The sequence below is a fragment of the Arthrobacter sp. TJ-58 genome, assembly GCF_058269295.1.
Window position 1 is genome coordinate 880,951 of record NZ_JBZCNM010000002.1, and the last position, 21,896, is coordinate 902,846.

Genomic DNA, 21,896 nt, shown 5'->3' on the forward strand with positions numbered 1-21,896 from the left:
GGCCCGATCGATGGAAGCCCCGGGCGGCAACACCCGCATGGACATCCACTTGTCACGCGTTCTTAACTCTCCGTAACAACCGCGAAGCGCGTCCGTCACATGCCCCCGGGAAACATCGCAATGGTCCTAAGATCGGGACTATGAGTGTGGAGAATACCCCTGACATCAAACCCCGAAGCCGAGTAGTCACCGATGGAATCCATGCCGCCCCGGCCCGCGGCATGTTCCGCGCCGTCGGCATGGGAGACGATGATTTCGCCAAGCCGCAGATCGGCGTTGCCAGTTCCTGGAACGAAATCACCCCCTGCAACCTGTCACTGAACCGCCTGGCCCAGGGTGCCAAGGAAGGCGTTCACGCCGGCGGGGGATTCCCGATGCAGTTCGGCACGATTTCCGTTTCGGACGGTATCTCCATGGGCCATGAAGGCATGCACTTCTCGCTGGTTTCCCGTGAAGTCATTGCCGACTCGGTGGAAACAGTCATGATGGCCGAGCGCCTGGACGGATCGATCCTCCTGGCCGGCTGCGACAAGTCCCTGCCCGGCATGCTGATGGCTGCCGCCCGGCTGGACCTCGCAAGCGTGTTCCTGTACGCCGGTTCCATCATGCCCGGGTTCGCCAAGATGGAAGACGGCACCGAGCGCGAAGTGACCCTCATTGATGCCTTCGAAGCGGTGGGTGCCTGTGCCGCCGGCAAGATGAGCCTCAAGGACCTGGACACCATCGAACGTGCCATCTGCCCGGGAGAAGGTGCCTGCGGCGGCATGTACACCGCCAACACCATGGCCTGCATCGGTGAGGCCCTGGGCATGTCCCTTCCCGGCTCCGCTGCGCCGCCCTCAGCAGACCGCCGCCGGGACGACTTTGCCCGCAAGTCCGGCGAAGCCGTGGTCAACCTGCTCCGCAAGGGCATCACCGCCCGCGACATCATGACCAAGAAGGCCTTCGAGAACGCCATTGCCGTCACCATGGCCTTCGGCGGCTCCACCAACGCCGTCCTGCACCTGCTGGCCATTGCCCGCGAAGCGCAGGTGGACCTCACGCTGGAGGACTTCAACCGGATCGGTGACCGGATTCCGCACCTGGGTGACCTGAAGCCCTTCGGCCGGTACGTGATGCACGACGTCGACAAGATCGGCGGCGTGCCCGTGATCATGAAGGCACTGCTCGACGCCGGCCTGATTCACGGCGACTGCCTCACCGTCACCGGCAAGACCGTGGCAGAGAACCTGGCGAAGATCGATCCGCCGGATCCGGACGGCAAGGTCCTGCGCGCCATGGACAACCCCATCCACAAGACCGGCGGCATCACCATCCTGCACGGCTCCATGGCTCCGGAAGGCGCCGTGGTGAAGAGCGCCGGTTTCGACGCCGACGTCTTCGAGGGCACCGCCCGCGTCTTCGAACGCGAGCAGGGCGCCCTGGATGCCCTCGACAACGGAGACATCCACGCCGGCGACGTCGTCGTCATCCGCTACGAAGGCCCCAAGGGCGGACCGGGCATGCGTGAAATGCTCGCCATCACCGGCGCCATCAAGGGTGCAGGCCTGGGCAAGGACGTCCTGCTGCTCACTGACGGCCGGTTCTCCGGCGGCACCACCGGCCTGTGCATCGGCCACGTCGCTCCGGAAGCGGTCGACGGCGGCCCCATCGCCTTTGTGAAGGACGGCGACCGGATCCGCGTGGACATTGCCGCCCGCAGCTTCGACCTGCTGGTGGAGCCGGCCGAGCTGGAAGCGCGGAAGGTCGGTTGGAAGCCCCTGCCGGGCAAGTTCACCACCGGTGTCCTGGGCAAGTACACCAAGCTGGTCAACTCGGCCTCCACCGGGGCGTACTGCGGTTAAAAACCCTCCCCAAGCAGCAGGCGCCGGAGCGCCTGCTGCTTGGGGCCCCTTAGGGTTTTCAACCTTATTAAGCCCTGCCGCCTTAGTGCCTCGTTCCGCGGGGCACCGACACCCATGGCAGCAGCCGGTAGCTGCCGCCTGGGCGTAGCGGCGAAAGGGGAGGCGTCCAAAAGGTGGATATTACGTCCACATAGTGAGACGGGCGTCTCATTAGATTGACACCCCCGCAGGGGACGGGAAGGATGAAAGGCATGCAGATCGTACCCGTCGTCCTTACCAAGCGCGTGGCCTAACCGCCGAGCTTGCAAGAACGTCACGCGCGAACCCCTACGGAGCCAACCGGCACGAGGGGTTTTTTTATTGGCTTCAGACAAAGCAGAAAAGCCGGCCCGGGCTAACCGTCCGGACGGCCGCCGCAGCAGATCACATGAATAAGTATCCGTAAGGAAGTCTTTATGAGTAAGGGATCGCCAATCAGCCCGTCGCTGATGGCCAACAAAGTCAGTGTTGCTGCGAAGGCAGCCACGGCAAAGACACGTGATGTTGCCTCCTCCGTATCAACCCCGCCCGAAGCCGCGGACAACCGGGTGCAGGGCCCCAACAACGTGGTTCCCCCCACCGAGATGACCGGATCCAAGGCCATCGTCCGGGCTCTGGAGGAACTCGGAGTGGAGGACATTTTCGGACTGCCCGGCGGCGCGATCCTCCCCACGTATGACCCGCTCATGGACTCCACCAAGCTGCGGCACATCCTGGTCCGCCACGAACAGGGCGCCGGGCACGCCGCAGAGGGCTATGCCATGGTGACCGGCCGCGCCGGAGTCTGCATTGCCACCTCCGGCCCGGGAGCCACCAACCTGGTCACGGCCATCGCTGATGCCCACATGGACTCGGTTCCCATGGTGGCCATTACCGGCCAGGTGTCCAGTGCTTTCATCGGCACCGACGCGTTCCAGGAGGCAGACATCGTGGGCATCACCATGCCCGTCACCAAGCACTCCTACCTGGTCACCAATCCGGACGACATTCCCCGGGTCCTGGCCGAAGCCTTCCACATTGCCACCACCGGCCGTCCCGGCCCGGTGCTCGTGGACATTTCCAAGGACGCCCAGCAGGCGAAGACGATGTTCTCCTGGCCGCCCAAAATCGATTTGCCGGGCTACCGGATTGTGGTCCGCGGCCATTCCAAGCAGGTCCGCGAGGCGGCCCGCCTGATTGCCGCCTCACAGCGCCCCGTCTTCTACGTGGGCGGAGGAGTGCTCAAGGCTGACGCCTCGGCGGAACTGCTGGAGCTGGCGGAGCTGGTGGGTGCGCCCGTGGTCACCACCCTGCAGGCCCGCGGCGTTTTTCCCGATTCCCACCCCCAGCACGCCGGCATGCCCGGGATGCACGGCTCGGTCTCGGCCGTGGCGGCCCTGCAGCAGTCGGACCTGCTCATCACCCTCGGTGCGCGCTTCGATGACCGCGTCACCGGCGTGCTCTCCTCCTTTGCTCCCGGCGCCAAGGTCATCCACGCGGACATCGACCCCGCCGAGATCTCCAAGAACCGCCCGGCGGACGTGCCGATTGTCGGCTCGGTCAAGGAGATCATGCCGGAACTGACCGAGGCGGTCCGCGCCGCATTCGCCGTCGAACGCCCGGACATCGCGCCGTGGTGGGAAGTCATCAACCGGCTGCGCGAAATCTACCCCGTGGGCTACAGCGAACCGGAAGACGGCCACATTGCGCCCCAGAAGGTCATCGAGCGCATCGGAGCCCTCACCGGCCCCGACGGCGTCTACGTGGCCGGCGTCGGGCAGCACCAGATGTGGGCGGCCCAGTTCATCAAGTACGAGCGCCCTCGCGCCTGGCTCAACTCCGGCGGCCTCGGCACCATGGGCTACTCGGTGCCCGCGGCCATGGGAGCCAAGGTGGGCAGCCCGGACCGCGTCGTCTGGGCGATCGACGGCGACGGCTGCTTCCAGATGACCAACCAGGAACTGGCCACCTGCCTGATCAACAAGATCCCGATCAAGGTGGCCATCATCAACAACTCCTCCCTGGGCATGGTGCGGCAGTGGCAAACCCTCTTTTACGAGTCCCGCTACTCCAACACGGACCTGAACACCGGCCATGGCACCGTCCGGGTTCCCGACTTCGTGAAGCTTGCCGACGCCTACGGCTGCGTGGGCCTGCGCTGCGAGCGGGACGAGGACATCGATGACACCATCCGCCAGGCGCTGGCGATCAACGACCGCCCGGTGGTCATCGACTTCGTGGTCAGCCGCGACTCGATGGTCTGGCCGATGGTTCCCTCCGGTGTCCCCAACGACCTGATCCAGATTGCCCGCAACATGACACCCAAATGGGAAGAGGAGGACTAGGGCCATGGCACGCCACACCCTTTCCGTACTGGTCGAAGACGTTCCCGGTGTCCTGACCCGGGTAGCGTCGCTGTTTGCCCGCCGGGCATTCAACATCAATTCTTTGGCCGTGGGCCCCTCTGAGGTGCCGGGACTGTCCCGCATCACCGTGGTGGTCGAGGCCGAGGGCGACCTGCTGGAGCAGGTCACCAAACAACTGAACAAGCTCGTCAACGTCATCAAGATTGTTGAGCTGGTTCCCGAGTCTTCCGTGCAACGCGACCACATCTTGGTCAAGGTTCGCGCGGATGCCGCAACCCGGCTGCAGGTAACCCAGGCAGCCGAGCTGTTCCGTTCTTCAGTGGTTGACGTGTCCACCGACTCGCTGATCGTTGAAGCCACAGGCACCGCCGAAAAACTCAACGCGCTCCTTGCAGTGCTTGAACCCTTTGGCATCCGCGAAATAGTTCAATCCGGAACGCTGGCCATCGGCCGCGGCGCCAAGTCCATGGGAGACCGTGCGCACCTGCGCACCGCCTAGGCAACAGCTGCTGTTCCGATCCAAACCTTTATCCAAGAAACTTCAGTAGGAGAACACTGTGACTGACATGTATTACGACGACGACGCCGACCTGTCCATCATCCAGGGCCGCACCGTCGCGGTTATCGGCTACGGCAGCCAGGGCCACGCCCACGCCCTCAGCCTGCGTGATTCCGGCGTCGACGTCCGCGTTGGCCTCAAGGAAGGCTCCAAGTCCCGCGCCAAGGCCGAAGCGGAGGGCCTGCGCGTGCTCAACGTGGCCGACGCCGTCGCCGAGGCGGACCTGATCATGATCCTCACTCCGGACCAGGTCCAGCGTTTTGTCTACGCCGAGGACATCGCCCCGAACCTGCAGGCCGGCGACGCCCTGTTCTTCGGCCACGGCTTCAACATCCGCTACGGCTACATCCAGCCGCCGGCTGATGTCGATGTCGCCCTGGTGGCACCCAAGGGCCCGGGCCACATTGTGCGCCGCGAATTCGAGGCCGGCCGCGGCGTTCCCGACCTGATCGCAGTCGAGCAGAACCCCTCCGGCAAGGCCAAGGAACTGGCGCTGTCCTACGCCAAGGCCATTGGCGGCACCCGCGCCGGCGTCATCGAGACCACCTTCACCGAAGAAACCGAAACGGACCTCTTCGGCGAGCAGGCCGTGCTCTGCGGCGGTGCGTCGCAGCTGATCCAGTACGGTTTCGAAACCCTGACCGAGGCCGGCTACAAGCCTGAGGTTGCCTACTTCGAGGTGCTGCACGAGCTCAAGCTCATTGTGGACCTGATGGTCGAAGGCGGCATCGCCAAGCAGCGCTGGAGCGTCTCCGACACCGCCGAATACGGCGACTACGTCTCCGGACCCCGCGTCATTGACGAGAGCGTGAAGGAAAACATGAAGGCCGTCCTCGCGGACATCCAGAACGGCGCCTTCGCCAAGCGCTTCATCGATGACCAGGACGCCGACGCTCCGGAGTTCAAGGCACTGCGCAAAAAGGGCGAAGACCACCCCATCGAGGCCACGGGCCGCGAACTGCGCAAGCTCTTCTCCTGGATCAAGTCCGATGATGACTACACCGAGGGCTCCGTTTCCCGGTAGCCGGCCGTAACAGAAGCACCGATTCACGCCCGCCCGGGAGGCAGGCGCTAGGCTCGAAAAGCAAGCCGAATCGGCAAGGAGGCCGGACCCGTTGGGTCCGGCCTCCTGCGCGAAAACCCCACCTGAATCTTCCACAGCTAAAGAGGTCACCGGTGTCTGCCACCAAACCAGTCGTACTCCTCGCGGAGGAACTCTCGCCCGCCACTGTCGAGGCCCTCGGCCCTGACTTTGAAATCCGCTCCACGGACGGCGCCGACCGCTCCCAGCTCCTCTCCGCGATCGCCGACGTCGACGCCATCCTGGTGCGCTCGGCCACCCAGGTGGATGCCCAGGCCATTGCCGCCGCGAAGAACCTCAAGGTCATTGCCCGCGCCGGCGTGGGCCTGGACAACGTGGACATTAAGGCCGCAACTCAGGCCGGTGTCATGGTGGTCAACGCCCCGACGTCAAACATCATCTCCGCCGCGGAACTGACCGTGGGCCACATCCTGTCCCTGGCCCGCCACATTCCGCAGGCCAGCGCGGCACTCAAGGGCGGGGAGTGGAAGCGTTCCAAGTACACCGGCACCGAGCTGTTCGAAAAGAAAATCGGCATCATCGGGCTGGGCCGCATCGGCGCGCTGGTGGCGGCCCGGCTGCAGGGCTTCGGCACCGAAATCCTCGCCTATGACCCGTATATCACCCCGGCCCGCGCAGCCCAGCTGAATGTCCGGCTGGTAACCCTGGATGAACTCCTGGAACAGGCGGACTTTGTCACTATCCACATGCCCAAGACTCCGGAAACGCTGGGCATGCTCGGAGCCGAGGCCTTCGAAAAGATGAAGGACAGTGCGTATGTGGTGAACGTGGCCCGGGGCGGCCTCGTAGATGAAGATGCCCTCTACACCGCGCTGACCGAGGGAAAGATTGCCGGTGCCGGCGTGGATGTCTTCGTCAAGGAGCCCTCCACGGACCTGCCGTTCCAGTCCCTGGACAACGTCATTGTCACCCCGCACCTGGGCGCCTCCACCGACGAAGCCCAGGAAAAGGCCGGTGTCTCCGTGGCGAAGTCCGTCCGCCTGGCCCTGGCCGGCGAATTGGTGCCCGACGCCGTCAACGTTGCCGGCGGCGTGATCGCCGAGGAGGTCCGCCCGGGCATCCCGCTGATCGAAAAGCTGGGCCGGATTTTCACTGCGCTCTCCTCCGACTCCGTGACCGCCATCGACATTGAGGTGGCCGGCGAGATTGCCGCCCTGGACGTCAAGGCGCTGGAACTGGCGGCACTCAAGGGCATCTTCACGGACATCGTTTCCGAACAGGTCTCCTACGTGAACGCTCCGGTCCTGGCCGAGCAGCGCGGCATTGAAGTGCGTCTGCTCAAGACCTCCGAAGTGGACGACTACCGCAACGTGCTGACCATCCGCGGGGCGCTCTCGGACGGCACGCAGCTGGAAGTGGCCGGCACCCTGACCGGACCCAAGCAGATCGAAAAGCTTGTGGGCGTCAACGGGTACGACCTGGAAATTCCGATCAGCGAGCACCTGCTGGTGCTGATTTACGCTGACCGCCCCGGCGTCATCGGCGCCCTGGGCCGGATCCTGGGGGAGAAGGGCATCAACATTGCCGGCATGCAGGTGGCCCGCAACACCGAGGGCGGCCAGGCGCTGTCGCTGCTGACCGTGGATTCCTCCGTACCGCAGGACGTGCTGGAAACCCTGCGTACGGAAATCGGCGCGACGGTGGTCCGCGAGGTTGACCTGCAGGGTTAGAGTCCGCGCGCAACGCAGCAGCACCACCACCGCTACCAGGGACCGGTCCGCTTCGGCGGGCCGGTCCCTGCTGGCTTGTTCGCGGTTTGTCCCGTCGTGCGTCCGACGGGCATCCAGCTTGTCTTCCATGCAGATACTGGAGCTCCGGCGTCATCGGGCTGTTCCTTCGTGCAGATAACGGGGACTCAGCGCCGTCGAACCAATCTTTCGTGCAGGCAACGGGCCCAAGAGCCCCGAAAACGCCGTTTTGAGCCCTTCATCTGTACGAAGGATTTCGGGAAGGCCCTTGATCTGTCCGAGAGATCCCGGTTGGACCCGTTGGGCCGGTAAGCGACCTCTTTCGTGCAGATAACGGGTCAGCAGGACCGTCGCGCCCACCCGTTGGGCATCCACTCGCCATCACACTCTCCGCCCAGGGTAGGATGAGCCCGGCATGGAGTTCATGCCGGGCTCCGAGGTGCCGGGCTGCCCTGCGGGGACACCATGAAGGTATGACTGCACCCATGCCCGGTATGCCACTGCTGGCGGCCGAGAACCTTGTCAAGACCTACAACACCGCTCCCGCTCTGGCCGGTGTCAGCCTCACTGTCCGGCCCGGTGAGTCCATCGCAGTGATGGGAGCTTCCGGTTCCGGAAAAACCACCCTGCTGCACTGCCTGGCCGGCATCATCTCGCCCGACGCCGGCACTGTACGGCTGTTCGGCAGCGCCGGTGTTCCGGTCGAGATCACTGCCTTGAACGACGACGCCCGGTCGGTCCTGCGCCGCACCGACTTCGGGTTCGTGTTCCAGCAGGGGCTGCTGATTCCCGAGCTCACTGCGGGGGAGAACGTTGCTCTGGCCCTCATGCTGGGCGGCACGGCCCGCCCGCAGGCGGAACAGGCTGCAGCCGGCGCATTGGCCGCCCTGGGATTGGCCGGCATGGAGGGACGGCGGATCGGTGAGCTGTCCGGGGGACAGGCGCAGCGTGTTGCCATTGCCCGGGCACAGGTCACCGGCGCCCGCGTGCTGTTCGCCGACGAGCCCACCGGTGCACTCGATTCCCGTACCTCGGCGGAGGTGATGAAGCTGCTGCTGGGCACGGTGGAGGGAACCGGGCGCTCGTTGGTGGTTGTCACGCACGATTCCGAGGTGGCCCGCTGGTGCGGCAGGGTAGTCACCCTGGCCGACGGCCGGGTCGTGGCCGATACAGCCGGTGCGGCAGGAATGATCCGATGAGCAGCCCGGTCTCTTCCGCTTTTGCCCGCGCAGCCGGCTCCTCCCGACTGGCCGTACCGCTGCGGATTGCCTGGCTCCTGAACCGTCCCGGCACCACGGGGAGAGCGGCGGCGCTGCTGCCTGCGGTGTCCTTCGCCGTCGTCACCACCCTGTTGCTGACGGTCCTGGCCGGTGCCCTGTCCTTCCTGCAGTGGGGGGATGACGAGGGCAATCTTTACCTGCTGCTCGCCTGTTTCGCACTCATCCTGCTGGTGCTGCCCCTGATCACGCTTGGCGGTTCGGCCGCGCGGCTGTCGGCCCGCCGGCGTAATGAACATCTGTCAACACTGCGCCTGCTGGGTGCTTCCGCGAAGACGGTCCGCCAGGTGACGGTGCTGGAGGCCTGCGCCCAGGCGCTCGCCGGAGCCCTGGCCGGTGTGGTGGGATATCTGGTGCTCGCTCCGTTCGTCCAGCTGATCCACTTCCGCGGGGAAGCACTCGGCGCGGCTTATTGGCTGAACCCCGCGGCCGGCGCCATGGCCGTCCTGGCGGTGGTGATCCTGGCCGCCGTCAGTTCCGCCGTCGGCCTGCGGCGCGTGGTGGTTTCACCGCTGGGCATCCGCACCCGTTCCGCCCCCGAAAGGGTGGGCCGCTCACGGGCCGGTGCGGCGGTGCTCATTCTCGCCCTCTGCGTTTTTGCCCTGATGACCCCGGTGGCCGCAGCCGCGATAGCCCTTGCCGTTATCTTCGGCGCGTTCGCAGCCGGGCTGGCAGTGCTGAACCTGGTGGGACCCTGGCTGGTGTCCGTTTCCGCCCGGCAGCGGCTGCGCCGGGCCGCGACACCGCAGGCACTGATGTCCGCGCGGATCGTCCTGGATGCGCCGAAAACCGCCTGGCGGCAGGTCAGCGCCCTGTCAATGGTCTGCTTCACCGCAGTGGTTGCCGGTGCCGGCGCCGCCGCCCTGCAGGGAGCGCAGGCCGAGGGGCCGGAGGACTTTCTGCTGCAGGACATCATGACGGGCGTCCTGATCACGGTCATTGCCGGTTTCCTCATGGTGGCCTGCTCGGCAGGAATCAACCAGGCAGCCACCGTGCTGGACCGGGCAGACCTCTACCGCAGCCTGGACCGGATGGGCATGCCGCGCGAGGTGATTGATGCTGCGCGCATCGGTGCTGTCATGCAGCCGCTGCTGCTGGTCAGCATCGTGTCCACCGCCGTGCCCGCGGTGCTGCTGTTTCCGCTGACGGGAGCAGCGCTGCTGGTGGCCCCGGTGTCCGTTGCGTTCCTGGTAGGGTCGGTCGCCGTCGGGGTGGCCCTGGTGCGGGCCGGGCTCGCTGCCACCGGTTCGGTGCTGACCGGGGTGCTGAAAGCCGACGTGTAGTCCCGGATCACGGCCGTCCTGCTGCTCCTTGCCCGCAGCGGCGGGGCCGAAGCGACACCGACGGGCAAAACAGGGTAATTTTCTTATGTGACTTCTTCCGATTCCCAGACCCCGTTCTACATCACCACTGCCATCTCCTACCCCAACGGCGAACCCCACATCGGGCACGCCTATGAGCACATCGCCACCGACGCCATGGCCCGCTTCAAGCGCCTTGACGGTTACGACGTGTTCTTCATGACGGGTACGGACGAGCACGGCCTGAAGATGCAGCAGTCCGCGGATAAGGAAGGCATTACTGCCAAGGAACTCGCGGACCGCAACTCGGCCGCCTTCCAGCAGATGGAAGCGGACATGGGCACCTCACCCGACCGTTTCATCCGCACCACCGACGCGGACCACTATGCCGCAGCCCAGGCCATCTGGAAGCGGATGGAGGACAACGGTGACATCTACCTCTCCAAGTACGCCGGCTGGTACTCCGTGCGGGACGAGGCGTACTACACCGAGGATGAAACCGAAGTCCGCGAAGACGGCGTGCGGTACTCCAAGGAGACCGACACTGAGGTGACCTGGACCGAGGAGGAGAGCTACTTCTTCCGCCTCTCCGCCTATCAGGACAAGCTGCTGGCACTTTATGAGTCCCAGCCGACCTTTGCCGCTCCGCAGTCCAAGTTCAACGAGGTCATCAGCTTCGTCAAGGGCGGCCTGGAAGACCTGTCCATTTCCCGGACCACCTTCAATTGGGGTGTTCCGGTTCCGGGCAACCCGGATCACGTGATGTATGTGTGGGTGGATGCACTGACCAACTACCTCACCGGCGTCGGCTTCCCGGACACCGAGAGCGAGACCTTCAAGAAGTACTGGCCCGCCGATGTGCACGTGATTGGCAAGGACATCTCCCGCTTCCACGCCATTTTCTGGCCGGCCTTCCTGATGTCCGCCAAGATCGAGCTGCCCAAGCGGATCATGATCCACGGCTTCCTGCACAATAAGGGCGTCAAGATGTCCAAGTCGCTGGGCAACGTGGTGGCGCCGAAACAGTGGGCGGACCAGTACGGCCTGGACTCCGTGCGTTTCTTCCTGCTGCGCGAGGTGCCCTTCGGCGGCGACGGATCCTACAGCCACGAGGCAGTGGTCGGCCGGATGAACTCCGACCTGGCCAACAACCTGGGCAACCTGGCCCAGCGCTCGCTGTCCATGGTGGCCAAGAACTGCGGCGCCGCGGTTCCGCAGCCCGGCGAGTTCACCGATGAGGACAAGGCCATCATGGCGGCCGCCGGTGAGCTGCTGGAGATTTCCCGCAAGGCGTACGACGTACAGGACTTCCACGGTGCGCTCGAAGCCACGTGGAAGGTCCTCGGCGACACGAATGCCTACTTCGCGGAGCAGGCACCGTGGGTGCTGCGGAAGACCGACGTCGAGCGCATGAACACGGTGCTCTACGTGACGCTGGAGGTGCTGCGGATCGTTGCCATCCTCATTCAGCCGGTGATGCCGGACAGCGCATCCAAGCTGCTGACCGTTTTGGGCCAGTCCGACGACGACGCCCGCCGGTTCAGTGCGATCGGCACGCCCCTCGTGCCCGGCACGCCGCTGCCGGCTCCGGCGCCGATCTTCCCGCGGTACGAAGAACCCGCCGAATAGGTCTCAAGTCCCTGCCGGCGAAAACAGCACGCCGAAATAGCAGAAAGTGCCCTTCTGAACGCTCAGAAGGGCACTTTCTGCTATTTCGGGGAGAGCGGGCCTAGGGGCGTAGGGACCTAGGAGACGGAACTGAGCGGACCGGTCAGGAACCGTGCCGGTGCCGTTTCCTCCATCACCTTTGCCACCGCATCCTGCTGCCTGCCGGCCATATCGATCATCTCCCGGAGCCGGGACGGATTGAACCGGTGGTCGTGTGCGGACAAAGCCAGCAGGGTGCGCCACAGGCATTCCTTGGCGCGGACAATGGACTGCAGGCCTTCCAGCTCAAACTGGCCGGTGGTACCCCCGCCGGTGCTCATCGGATTCATGGGACCGAGCTTTCCGACTGCCGCACCCGCCATGGCCATGGCCTTCTTGACCTTGCTGCGCCGGTAGCCCAGAGTCACAATCAGCTGTTCCAGCTCATCGCGTTCGCCGGCAATCTCCGATTCCAGATCAGCGAAGGTCTGCTCATAGCCGGACCCTTCCCAGGTTCGCCGGGCAGCACCGAAAAGCCGGACCCCGGTTTCAGCACCCAGCAGATGATCGTCCAGGTAGGCGGACAGGGACTGATGCTTGGGCTTCCAAGCGGCTCCGGGGTTGGACATCAGGTGCTCCTTCAACTCGTGCTGATCAGTTTGCTTATTATCCTGTCAGATCACCGGCACCGCCGCGAGCGCACCGCCGCGGGGTGGCCTGAGCAGCGGTGACTGCGGTTGCTCCGCTGCTCAACCGCTGCTCAACCGCTGCTCAACCGCTGCTCAGCCGCAGGTCAGTCGGCGGCGAGCCCGGCCACCGGCGAAAGACGGGCAGCGCGGCGGGCCGGCAGCACCGAGGCGGCCAGACCGGCAAGGAGGGCTACGGCCAGCACCACGCCGAGTTGTCCCCACGGGATGGATGCAGCCACCGGACTGAACGCACCCAGGGCGGATTGGGCCCCCAGCCATCCGTACAGCGCTCCAAGCACCGTACCGAACAGGGCGGCGACGCCGGCTATCAGCACCGCTTCCAGCGCCAGCATTCCGCGCAGCTGTCCTCGGGTCAGTCCGAGCGCCCGCAGCAGGGATGATTCCCGCGTGCGTTCAAGGACGGACAGGGAGAGGGTGTTGGCCACTCCGACCAGGGCAATCACCACGGCTACGCCCAGCAGGCCGGTGACCACCATCAGCAGGACATCGATGACCTGTTCAAAGGACGCGCGCACAATGGCAGCCCCGGAAACCATGTAGTCGTCCACGCCCAGGGCTTCGGCGAGGTCCGACTGCAGGTTCAGGAGTTCGTTGCTGGTCAGAGTGTCGTCAACGGAGAGCCACAGCTGCGGCCCGGACAGATAGGCGTCCGGATCTGTGGTCTTCGGAACACCGCCCAGCTCATCAGAGGTTGAGCCCGCGACCAGCGGCTGCATGGCGCCGCTTTCACTCAGAACCACGTCCAGTGTTACGTCACCCTTGGCGCCGTTGACCGTGACGGTCTTTTCCTTGGTGCCCTGGGGCATGAGGATGCTGCCCGGTGCGATGTCCACCGTGGTGTCCTGCAGTACCCCTCGATCCGCCGGATCCAGTGCGTAAACCTCCGCAGGGTAACCGTCCATATCGGTGGTGCCGGCCACCGGCAGCAGCGCCGCAGAGGTCACGCCGGGAACCGCCCGGGCAATATCGGCGTCGTCACCGGTGAAGGGCGAGCCGTCCGACAGGCCGCCGCTGATGGCAACGTCCACCGGGAACTCCTGGGACAGGAGGGTGCTTAACGAATCCCTGGCGGTTGCGGCGCCGGTCATCATCATGGCCACCAGGGTCACACCGATGAGCAGGGCCGACGACGTTGCCGAGGTCCGCTGCGGGTTGCGCACTGCGTTGACTGCCGCCAGTTTGCCCGGGACTCCGAGCGGAGCTGCCAGGGAACCAACGGCACGGACCAGGGTAGGAATAAAGAGAGTGGCGCACATCAGCACGCCCACAAAACTCAGCATGCCGCCGGGAAGAGCCAGGAGCAGATCGGAACGGACAGCCCCGGCTGCCAACAGGGCAACTCCAACGGCCAGCAGGACCAGCCCGCTCACCAGCCGGATCTTGCCGCGGCGCGTACCGGCACGGACGTCGTCCGCCGGGCGCAGTGCGGCCAGCGGTGCCACAGCAGTGGCGGCCCGCGCCGGAACCAGGGCGGCCAGCACGGTCATCACCACACCGACGCCCAGGCCAACAACGACGGACAGCGGGGAAACGGACAGTGTTGCGAAGCCGCTCTCCGGAATACTCCGGAGATAGGCCACGGTCGCACCCACCAGGGCCACGGCAACCAGCACGCCGGCAATTGACGCGACGACGCCCACCAGCAGTGCTTCAACGATTACCGAGCGGCGGATCTGCGAGCGGGCGGCTCCAATGCAGCGCAGCAGCGCCAACTCCCTGGTCCGCTGGGCCACCAGCACCGAGAACGTATTGGACACCACCAGGGCGCAGACCAGAAGCGCAACAGCTGCAAAGGCCAGCAGGATCACTGTCAGCTGGTCCTCACCGCCCGTGTAACCGGCCACTGTTGCCTCGGTCTGCTCGGCCGCGGTGCGCACCGAAAGGCCGGTGAATCCGGCGTCCGTCAGTGTCTGTTCGAGCGCGGCCTGGACATCCTCCAGCTTGGCTCCCGGTTCCAGAGCTGCCTGCACACTGCGGAACCCCTGCTCCGTGGAGGGGAACTGTTCCACCGTTGCCGTGGCGGCATAAAGCTGCGGCGCTCCCATCTTCATGGGATCCCGGGAGGTGGACACAATGGCACTGGTGGTGAGCTCGGTGGCGGCGGCATCCTGTTCGCCGCTTGCAGCGAGCGTCAGGACCGAACCCAGCGAGAGCCCCAGACGGTCTGCGGTGTCCTGGTCCACGGCAACCTCCCCGGCGGCGGGCAGGTCACCTGTCACAATGTCGACCGGAAACAGGGCGCGGTCTTCGGCGGTGTTATTCATCTCGGCGAAGGAGGTCTTTTTCCCTTCGTCCATGTTGACGTAGGACGAAATGACCGCGTACGTTCCGGCAATCCCGTCAGTTTCCCTGACGGCGTCCGCCATCTGCTGGGTGATGACGGTGGGTGGATCGTCGTAAGAAACTTCCGGCGTGACCACCAGGTCTGCATTCCGGTAGCCCTCGCCGATGCTCTGCGTCAGGGAGGCCTTGGAGGAGGAGTTGATGATCAGCGTGGCGGTCAGGAACCCGACCGCAATCATCACGGCGAGGGAAACGGCGATGAACCGGCGGGCGTTCAGGCGCACCTGCGCCAGCGCTACCTGCAGCATGATCAGGCCCCCAGCTTGGTCAGGGCTGCGAGCACGGTTTCCGGGGTGGGCTCGGACAACTCGCCCACCAGGGCGCCGTCGTTCATCAGGACCACGCGGTCCGCATAGGAAGCAGCAACCGGGTCGTGGGTGACCATGATGATGCTCTGGCCCATTTCGCGGGTGGAACGGCGCAACAGGGAGAGCACCTCGGCGCCGGACTTCGAATCCAGGTTGCCGGTGGGCTCGTCGCCGAAGACCACGTGCGGGCGGGTCAGCAGGGCGCGGGCCACGGCCACGCGCTGCTGCTGTCCGCCGGAGAGCTCGTGGGGGCGGTGCTTGAGCCGCCCGGTCAGGCCCAGAATGCCGGTGATCTCTTCCAGCCACTTCCGGTCCACCTTGCCGTTGGCCAGCGCCACGGGCAGGGTGATGTTCTGTTCTGCCGTGAGGGTGGGCACCAGGTTGAAGGACTGGAACACAAAGCCCACGCTGTCGCGGCGCAGGCGGGTCAGCTCGGCGTCCTTGAGGGCGGTGATCTCCGTGTCACCGATCCAGATCTTTCCTGAGTCGGCGGTGTCCAGCCCGGCCAGACAGTGCATGAGCGTGGACTTTCCGGAGCCGGAGGGGCCCATGATGGCGGTGAAGGTGCCGGCCTGGAAAGTGACGTCCACGTTTTGCAGGGCATGGACCGCGGTATCCCCGGAGCCGTAAGTCTTGTTCAGGGATTGCGCGGCAGCGGCGGCCGTGGTGCCGCCGGGCACGGAAGATTTCTCAGTAAGGGTTGTCATACCTGCTACGTTATGCGGCGGCCGGTTGCCGGAGCATCGGAGGAGGGACGGGGATCAGCCCGCTCCGTCTCATACCGTGGGTGGAAGCGGGCCCGCCAGTTGGTAGGACTCCAGCAGCAGTTCCTCCAGTTCGCCGCGGTCCACCCGGTCCAGGCGCACCAGCAGCAAAAGCGGGGAACGGTCGTGGTGCGGCGTCCAAAAGAAGGTGTCCGGGCTGGTGCCCGCAAGTGCCTCCCGTTCGGGAGACTTGACGGTCAGCACCCCGTCATCCCAGATGCGCGCCATCAGGGTCCGGGCAAACCACGCCGGCTGCTGCCAGCTGAGCCGTTCGGTCACTCCGGGCAGCCCAAGGCAGAAGGAACGGACGTCGGCTTCAGCGGACACGGCAGCCTCCCCTGGCTCCGGGGCGCCGGGGCGGCCCCTGTCTACGGGGCGACGATACCGGTCTCGTAGGCAATCACCACAGCCTGCACGCGGTCCCGGGCGCCAAGCTTGGCCAGGATGTGGCCCACGTGCGTTTTTACGGTGGCATCCGAGAGGAACAGACGCGCGGCAATCTCGGGATTGGAGAGTCCCTGCGCGATCAGTCCGAAGACTTCGCGCTCGCGGGGGGTGAGGCGTTCGACGTCGGCCGCGTGCCGGCTGACCTCGGCGGTGGGCTCGCGGAGCAGGGGCGCCACATGGTCCAGCAGCCTGCGGGTGGTCGACGGCGCAATCACCGCGTCGCCGCGGTACACGGTGCGGATGGCCTCGAGGAGTTCTTCCGGCGGGGCGTCCTTGAGCAGGAAACCGCTGGCTCCGGCGCGGATCGCGGACAGCGCGTACTCGTCCAGGTCGAAGGTGGTCAGCACCACCACCTTGAGCTCGGCGTCGCTGGATCCCTTGGGCTGTGCGGCCGCCCGCTCCAGCAGCCGGGCGGTCGCCTCGATGCCGTCCATGCCGGGCATACGCACATCCATCAGGACGACGTCGGCGCGCACGGCGGAGAGCGCGTGCAGGGCTTCCCCTCCGTTGCCGGCCTCGGCCACCACCGTCAGGTCCGGCTGGGAGTTGATCAGCATCTTGAAACCGCCGCGCACCAACTGCTGATCATCAACCAAAGCCACGCGGATGGGGGCCGCGGAGGTGTCGGCGGAATCGGACTCAGGGGTCCAGGGGGAGTGGGGCACGAGCCTAGGCCTCCGTGTAGGGAATGAATGCTTCAACGCGGAATCCTCCGCCGGGCACAGGGGCCGCTTTCAGTCTCCCATCGTAGAGGGCCACCCGCTCGGCCATGCCGTTGATGCCCTGCCCGGAACCGGAGGCCGGGGAAGCCGGCCCGCTGTCTGCCCCGGCGCCGCGGCCATCGTCACGGACGCTGATCTCCACTCCGCGGGATGTCCATTCCAGATCGACTGCTGCCTGTGCCGCAGAGCCGGCATGTTTCAGGACGTTGGTCAGCGCTTCCTGGATGACCCGGTACGCGGTCAGCTCGGCCCCGGCGGGAAGCTGCCGGCGCATCGTTCCCGTTTCGGTCAACACCACCTCCACGCCGGCGCGTTTGACCGCGTCCACGAGGGCTCCGACGTCGGACAGCGAGGGCAGCGGACGGGTGGAGGCCAGCTCGTCCCCGCGGAGGACTCCAAGCAGGCGGCGCATTTCGCGCAGAGAGCCGCGGCCGGTCTCCGCAATGGTGGCCAGGGTCTTCGCAGCAATTTCCGGATCCGAGGCGCTCGCATACCTGGCGCCGTCAGCCTGGGTAATGATGACCGAGAGGGAATGGGCCACAATGTCGTGCATTTCGCGGGCAATGTGCGTCCGTTCGTCGGCAGCCGCAAGGTCCCGTTCCTGCTGGCGCTCGGTTTCCAGTCGCCGTGCCCTGTCCTCCAGCGCCTGGATGGCGAGCCTGCGGGTGCGGGCCAGGTCGCCGAAAGTCCAGGCCACCAGGATTACGGCTTCAAAGGCCACCAAGCTGAAAAAGTACATGGCCAGTTCAACCGGGCTTGAGGCTGCATAAGGGAAACCGAAGTACCGAAAAACGAACAGCACGCCGCCCGCCAGGGCCAGGGCCAATCCGCCCAGGCTCGCCCAGCGCGGGCCGTAGGCAGCCAGCGTATAGACGGTAACCAGCGGCAGGATATCCGCCGGCAGGGGGAACCCGCTGAAGGCAATCTGCACGAGACAGAAGAAGGCGGTAATGCTTCCTGACAGCACCGGACGGGTCCGGCGCCAGGCCAGGGGCACCACGATGCCCAGGGATAGGGCGACATCGAAGACCGGATGCGTGCTTCCAACAGCAGTAGCCGACAGCACGAAGATCAGGACACCGAAAAGCATCAGGGTGAGGTCGACCTTGAACGGGTTGGCCTGGAGCCAGGCTTGAATTCGGCGGTGCACGAGCATGAACAACAACTTTAGGGCCAGCACGCGCCCCGGCGCCTCATGCCACGGTCTGATACCGGGCCGGGCAATCCGGATGGGGCACTCCGGGTGGCGAGCTATCATCGCGCTGCTATCCCGGAGCTCCACATGCTGTCCAGCATGTGGGATGGTTTGCCCGGGATGTGGACTGCGTTCCTAGAATGGCCAAATGAGCGAACAGTCCTCCACCGTTTCCCTGGCCGTCGTTCCCGGCGACGGCATTGGCCCGGAAGTCACCGCCGAGGCCGTCAAGGTGCTCCTTGCCGTGACCCAAGGCGGTCCCGTGCAGTTTGAGCTGACCGAGTATCCGCTCGGTGCCGAGCACTGGCTGGCCACCGGGGAAACCCTGCCGGAGGACACGCTGGAGGCGCTCAAGGGCCATGACGCCATTCTTTTCGGCGCCGTCGGCGCAGCTCCCGGGGACACAAACATTCCGTCCGGACTCATCGAACGGGAAATGCTGCTCAAACTGCGCTTCAGCCTGGACCACTATGTGAACCTGCGTCCGTCCCGGCTGTACCCCGGGGTGGAAAGTCCGCTGGCCAACCCGGGCACCGTGGATTTCATTGTCGTCCGCGAAGGCACCGAAGGTCCGTACACCGGCAACGGGGGAGTGCTCCGCGAGGGAACCCCGCAGGAGGTGGCCACCGAGGTGTCCCTCAATACGGCCTTCGGAGTGGAGCGCGTGGTCCGCGATGCCTTCCGGCGTGCCAACGAGCGCCCCCGCAAAAAGCTCACCCTGGTCCACAAGCACAACGTGCTGGTCTACGCCGGCCGGCTGTGGAAGCGCACGGTGGAGCGCGTCGCCGTCGAATTCCCGGAAGTGAGCCACGACTACCTGCACGTGGATGCGGCAACCATCTTCCTGGTGACTGATCCGTCACGCTTTGACGTCATCGTCACGGACAACCTCTTCGGCGACATCATTACGGATCTGGCCGCCGCTGTGACCGGCGGCATCGGACTGGCGGCCTCTGGCAACATCAACATGGACGGCACCTTCCCCTCCATGTTTGAACCGGTGCACGGCTCCGCCCCCGACATTGCGGGCCAGCAGAAAGCCGACCCCACGGCCGCCATCCTCTCCGCCGCACTGCTGCTGCGCCACCTTGGCAGGGAAAAGGAGGCCGCCCGCGTGGAACAGGCGGTGGCGGACGACGTCGCTGCGCGCACCGGTGAACCGCGGACGACGGCGGACGTCGGCAATGCGATTGCCGCAGCGGTGTCATAAGCTCGGGAAGTACCAATAACCAATTCGTCGGGCGGCCCGCGCCGCCCACCGTGGAGGAAAAATGTCTGTCAGCGCTCTGGAATTTTCCCAGCAGCTCTCTGCCCACCCGAAACCGGCCGAGGAGCGTGCAGCCATTCTGGCGGACCCCGGATTCGGAGACTACTTCACGGACCACACGGCCGTCATTGACTACAAAGTCGATGAAACCGGCACCGGTGTCTGGCAGAACGCCCGCATCGAACCGTACGGCCCCATCGCCATGGACCCCGCCGCTGCCGTGCTGCACTACGGCCAGGAAATCTTCGAAGGCCTCAAGGCCTACCGGCACGCCGACGGTTCCGTGTGGACCTTCCGGCCCGAAGCCAATGCCGCGCGCATGAATCTCTCCGCCCGCCGCCTGGCCCTGCCGGAACTTCCCGAAGAGCTGTTCATGGAGTCGCTGCGCCAGCTGGTCTCCGTGGATGCGGACTGGATCCCCGAGGGCGACGGCGCCGCGCTGTACCTGCGCCCGTTCATGATCGCCACCGAGGCGTTCCTGGGCGTTCGCCCCGCGCGTGAGGTTTCCTACCGGGTTATTGCTTCCCCGGCCGGCAACTACTTCGGCGGCGAGCTGAAGCCCGTTTCCATCTGGCTGTCCACCAAGTACGCCCGCGCAGGCATCGGCGGTACCGGCGAAGCCAAGTGCGGCGGCAATTACGCCGCTTCCCTCATCGCCCAGATGGAAGGCGAGGCACACGGCTGCAAGCAGGTGCTCTTCCTGGATGCAGCCAATGACAACGCCGTGGAAGAACTCGGCGGCATGAACGTCTTCTTCGTCTTCAAGGACGGCACCCTGGTTACTCCGGCACTCTCCGGCACCATCCTGCACGGCGTCACCCGTTCCTCGGTGCTGCAGCTGGGCCGGGACCGCGGCCTGAACGTCCAGGAACGCAAAATCACCCTGGACGAATGGCGCGACGGCGTTGCCTCCGGCGACATCACCGAGGTCTTCGCCTGCGGAACCGCAGCCGTCATCACACCGGTGGGCGAGCTGAAGACTGAAACCGAGACCATCGGTTCGGCCGACGCCGTTGCCGGCCCGGTCACCATGTCCATCCGTGAACAGCTCCTGGGCGTCCAGACCGGCACCGTGGAAGATACCCACGGCTGGCTGACCCGCCTGGCCTAAAGCTCAACAAAGGAACCCGATGTCCGCCACCACCCTGACCCGCAGCAGCCCGCTGACCCGCTTTGCCCTGGCGCCGAATCCCGGTCCCATGAGCCTGGAGGGGACCAACAGCTATGTCATTGCCGCTGAGGGATCAAGCCATGTGGTGGTGGTGGACCCGGGGCCTCTGGATGAGGACCACCTGCAGCTTCTGGCATCCGCCGGGACGGTGGAGCTGGTCCTCATCACACACCGCCACCCCGATCACACCGAGGCCAGCGAGCGTTTCGCCGAACTGACGGGCGCTCCGGTCCGGGCCTTCCATCCGAATTACTGCGTGGGCGGGGATCCGCTGGCCGACGGCGAGAAGCTGCAGGCCGGGGGAGTGGACATCACCGTGCTGGCAACGCCGGGCCACACCTCGGACTCCGTCTGCTTTCACCTTCCGGACGACGGTCCGGGCGGGTCCGTGCTGACCGGGGACACCATCCTCGGGCGCGGCACCACGGTGCTCGACTATCCGGACGGAACTCTGGGCGACTACCTCGCCTCGCTTGACCGGCTTTCCGAGCTGGGGCACGCCACGGTGCTTCCGGCCCACGGTCCGGTGCTGCCTGATCTCAGTACAGTGGTCCTCACCTACCGCGACCACCGCCAGGAACGGCTCGAACAAATCCGCTCGGCACTGCAGAGCGCAGGCGCCGATGCTTCTGTCTCAGCGGTCGCGGACCTGGTGTACGCCGAGGTGCCGGCCAACGTGCGGCGGGCGGCCGAACTGTCAGTGGCGGCGCAGCTGCAGTACCTGCGGGGCGGCGCCCCGCTGTAGGCAGCTTTGCTGTGAGTGAGGCAACGGGTAGGAGGCTTGCAGGGCGCCGAAGCCGTGTTGCACACTATTAATCGTTGGTTTTCAGCGAAGCTCAGGCCTTACCGGGAAAGCGGTTCGGCAAAGTGCAGGAGGTCACACTCCAGCGGTTTGCACGGTCCGGCAACTCTGTGTAAAGTTGAGTGAGTTGCCCCGGAGAGCGCCCAGCGGACATGGTCTGCAAGCGAGACTCCCGGATCCGGCAACATCCCACAACACAGCAGCGGAGATAATCCGGATGCTTTGTGATGGGTTCGTCCAGCCGGATGAAACGGTAACCGGGAATTATCCCGAATTGCCAAACACGGTCCGGATGAAATAGAATAAAGAAACACTGCAGCGAAGAGAAAAGAAAAACATTAATTGTTTTTCCGAGTATTTCGGAT

Annotated in this window: 18 protein-coding genes; 11 read left to right on the plus strand and 7 right to left on the minus strand. The window is 65.4% G+C overall.

Going from position 1 to position 21,896, the window contains the following annotated elements; translation table 11 throughout:
- Positions 1-140 precede the first annotated feature (140 nt).
- The 8 genes from ilvD to metG all read left to right on the plus strand — a co-directional run bounded on the left by ilvD (position 141) and on the right by metG (position 11,784).
- Positions 141-1,844, plus strand: a complete 1,704-nt coding sequence (ilvD, locus tag AC4D2W_RS10325; protein WP_490926784.1) for a dihydroxy-acid dehydratase — start codon at positions 141-143, stop codon at positions 1,842-1,844.
- A 455-nt stretch (positions 1,845-2,299) separates the two neighbouring features.
- A complete protein-coding gene (locus tag AC4D2W_RS10330; protein ID WP_490926785.1) occupies positions 2,300-4,207 on the plus strand; it encodes an acetolactate synthase large subunit in 1,908 nt (635 codons plus the stop codon).
- 4 nt (positions 4,208-4,211) lie between these two features.
- Positions 4,212-4,727 carry an acetolactate synthase small subunit gene (gene ilvN, locus AC4D2W_RS10335; RefSeq protein WP_490926786.1) on the plus strand — a complete coding sequence of 172 codons (516 nt, stop codon included), beginning with the start codon at positions 4,212-4,214 and terminating at the stop codon, positions 4,725-4,727.
- Between the two features lie 58 nt (positions 4,728-4,785).
- Entirely contained in the window at positions 4,786-5,811 is a 1,026-nt protein-coding gene (gene ilvC, locus AC4D2W_RS10340) for a ketol-acid reductoisomerase (RefSeq protein ID WP_490926787.1), read from the plus strand.
- A gap of 152 nt (positions 5,812-5,963) precedes the next feature.
- On the plus strand, positions 5,964-7,559 hold the full coding sequence (gene serA / locus AC4D2W_RS10345; RefSeq protein WP_490926788.1) for a phosphoglycerate dehydrogenase: 1,596 nt from the start codon (positions 5,964-5,966) through the stop codon (positions 7,557-7,559).
- 503 nt (positions 7,560-8,062) lie between these two features.
- A complete protein-coding gene (locus tag AC4D2W_RS10350) occupies positions 8,063-8,776 on the plus strand; it encodes an ABC transporter ATP-binding protein (RefSeq protein WP_490926789.1) in 714 nt (237 codons plus the stop codon).
- The gene (locus AC4D2W_RS10355; protein ID WP_490926790.1) at positions 8,773-10,137 is read left to right on the plus strand and encodes an FtsX-like permease family protein; all 1,365 of its coding nucleotides are present in this window, start codon (positions 8,773-8,775) and stop codon (positions 10,135-10,137) included. Before AC4D2W_RS10350 ends, AC4D2W_RS10355 begins: the two co-directional genes overlap by 4 nt.
- Positions 10,138-10,224: 87 nt before the next feature.
- Positions 10,225-11,784, plus strand: a complete 1,560-nt coding sequence (gene metG / locus AC4D2W_RS10360) for a methionine--tRNA ligase (RefSeq protein WP_490926791.1) — start codon at positions 10,225-10,227, stop codon at positions 11,782-11,784.
- Positions 11,785-11,900: 116 nt separating this feature from the next.
- Here the strand turns inward: metG and AC4D2W_RS10365 are convergent, their stop codons facing one another.
- The 6 genes from AC4D2W_RS10365 to AC4D2W_RS10390 all read right to left on the minus strand — a co-directional run bounded on the left by AC4D2W_RS10365 (position 11,901) and on the right by AC4D2W_RS10390 (position 18,252).
- Positions 11,901-12,431: a hypothetical protein gene (locus tag AC4D2W_RS10365; protein ID WP_490926792.1), complete on the minus strand. Its 531-nt coding sequence runs from the start codon at positions 12,429-12,431 to the stop codon at positions 11,901-11,903.
- A 164-nt stretch (positions 12,432-12,595) separates the two neighbouring features.
- Positions 12,596-15,103 carry an ABC transporter permease gene (locus AC4D2W_RS10370; protein ID WP_490926793.1) on the minus strand — a complete coding sequence of 836 codons (2,508 nt, stop codon included), beginning with the start codon at positions 15,101-15,103 and terminating at the stop codon, positions 12,596-12,598.
- A gap of 2 nt (positions 15,104-15,105) precedes the next feature.
- Positions 15,106-15,870 carry an ABC transporter ATP-binding protein gene (locus AC4D2W_RS10375; RefSeq protein ID WP_490926794.1) on the minus strand — a complete coding sequence of 255 codons (765 nt, stop codon included), beginning with the start codon at positions 15,868-15,870 and terminating at the stop codon, positions 15,106-15,108.
- A gap of 69 nt (positions 15,871-15,939) precedes the next feature.
- Positions 15,940-16,254 (minus strand): MmcQ/YjbR family DNA-binding protein, encoded by a 315-nt coding sequence (locus AC4D2W_RS10380; RefSeq protein ID WP_490926795.1) that lies wholly within the window; start codon positions 16,252-16,254, stop codon positions 15,940-15,942.
- 41 nt (positions 16,255-16,295) lie between these two features.
- Positions 16,296-16,976, minus strand: coding sequence for a response regulator (locus AC4D2W_RS10385; protein WP_490926832.1), 681 nt, complete (start codon positions 16,974-16,976; stop codon positions 16,296-16,298).
- 67 nt (positions 16,977-17,043) lie between these two features.
- On the minus strand, positions 17,044-18,252 hold the full coding sequence (locus AC4D2W_RS10390; protein ID WP_490926796.1) for a sensor histidine kinase: 1,209 nt from the start codon (positions 18,250-18,252) through the stop codon (positions 17,044-17,046).
- A gap of 187 nt (positions 18,253-18,439) precedes the next feature.
- Between AC4D2W_RS10390 and AC4D2W_RS10395 the strand changes: the two genes are divergently transcribed.
- The 3 genes from AC4D2W_RS10395 to AC4D2W_RS10405 all read left to right on the plus strand — a co-directional run bounded on the left by AC4D2W_RS10395 (position 18,440) and on the right by AC4D2W_RS10405 (position 21,474).
- Positions 18,440-19,501 (plus strand): 3-isopropylmalate dehydrogenase, encoded by a 1,062-nt coding sequence (locus AC4D2W_RS10395; protein ID WP_490926797.1) that lies wholly within the window; start codon positions 18,440-18,442, stop codon positions 19,499-19,501.
- A 61-nt stretch (positions 19,502-19,562) separates the two neighbouring features.
- The gene (locus tag AC4D2W_RS10400) at positions 19,563-20,669 is read left to right on the plus strand and encodes a branched-chain amino acid aminotransferase (RefSeq protein WP_490926798.1); all 1,107 of its coding nucleotides are present in this window, start codon (positions 19,563-19,565) and stop codon (positions 20,667-20,669) included.
- Positions 20,670-20,688: 19 nt separating this feature from the next.
- A complete protein-coding gene (locus AC4D2W_RS10405) occupies positions 20,689-21,474 on the plus strand; it encodes an MBL fold metallo-hydrolase (RefSeq protein WP_490926799.1) in 786 nt (261 codons plus the stop codon).
- A 91-nt stretch (positions 21,475-21,565) separates the two neighbouring features.
- Here the strand turns inward: AC4D2W_RS10405 and AC4D2W_RS10410 are convergent.
- A partial coding sequence (locus AC4D2W_RS10410; protein ID WP_490926800.1) for a hypothetical protein occupies positions 21,566-21,896 on the minus strand: 331 nt, incomplete at its 5' end.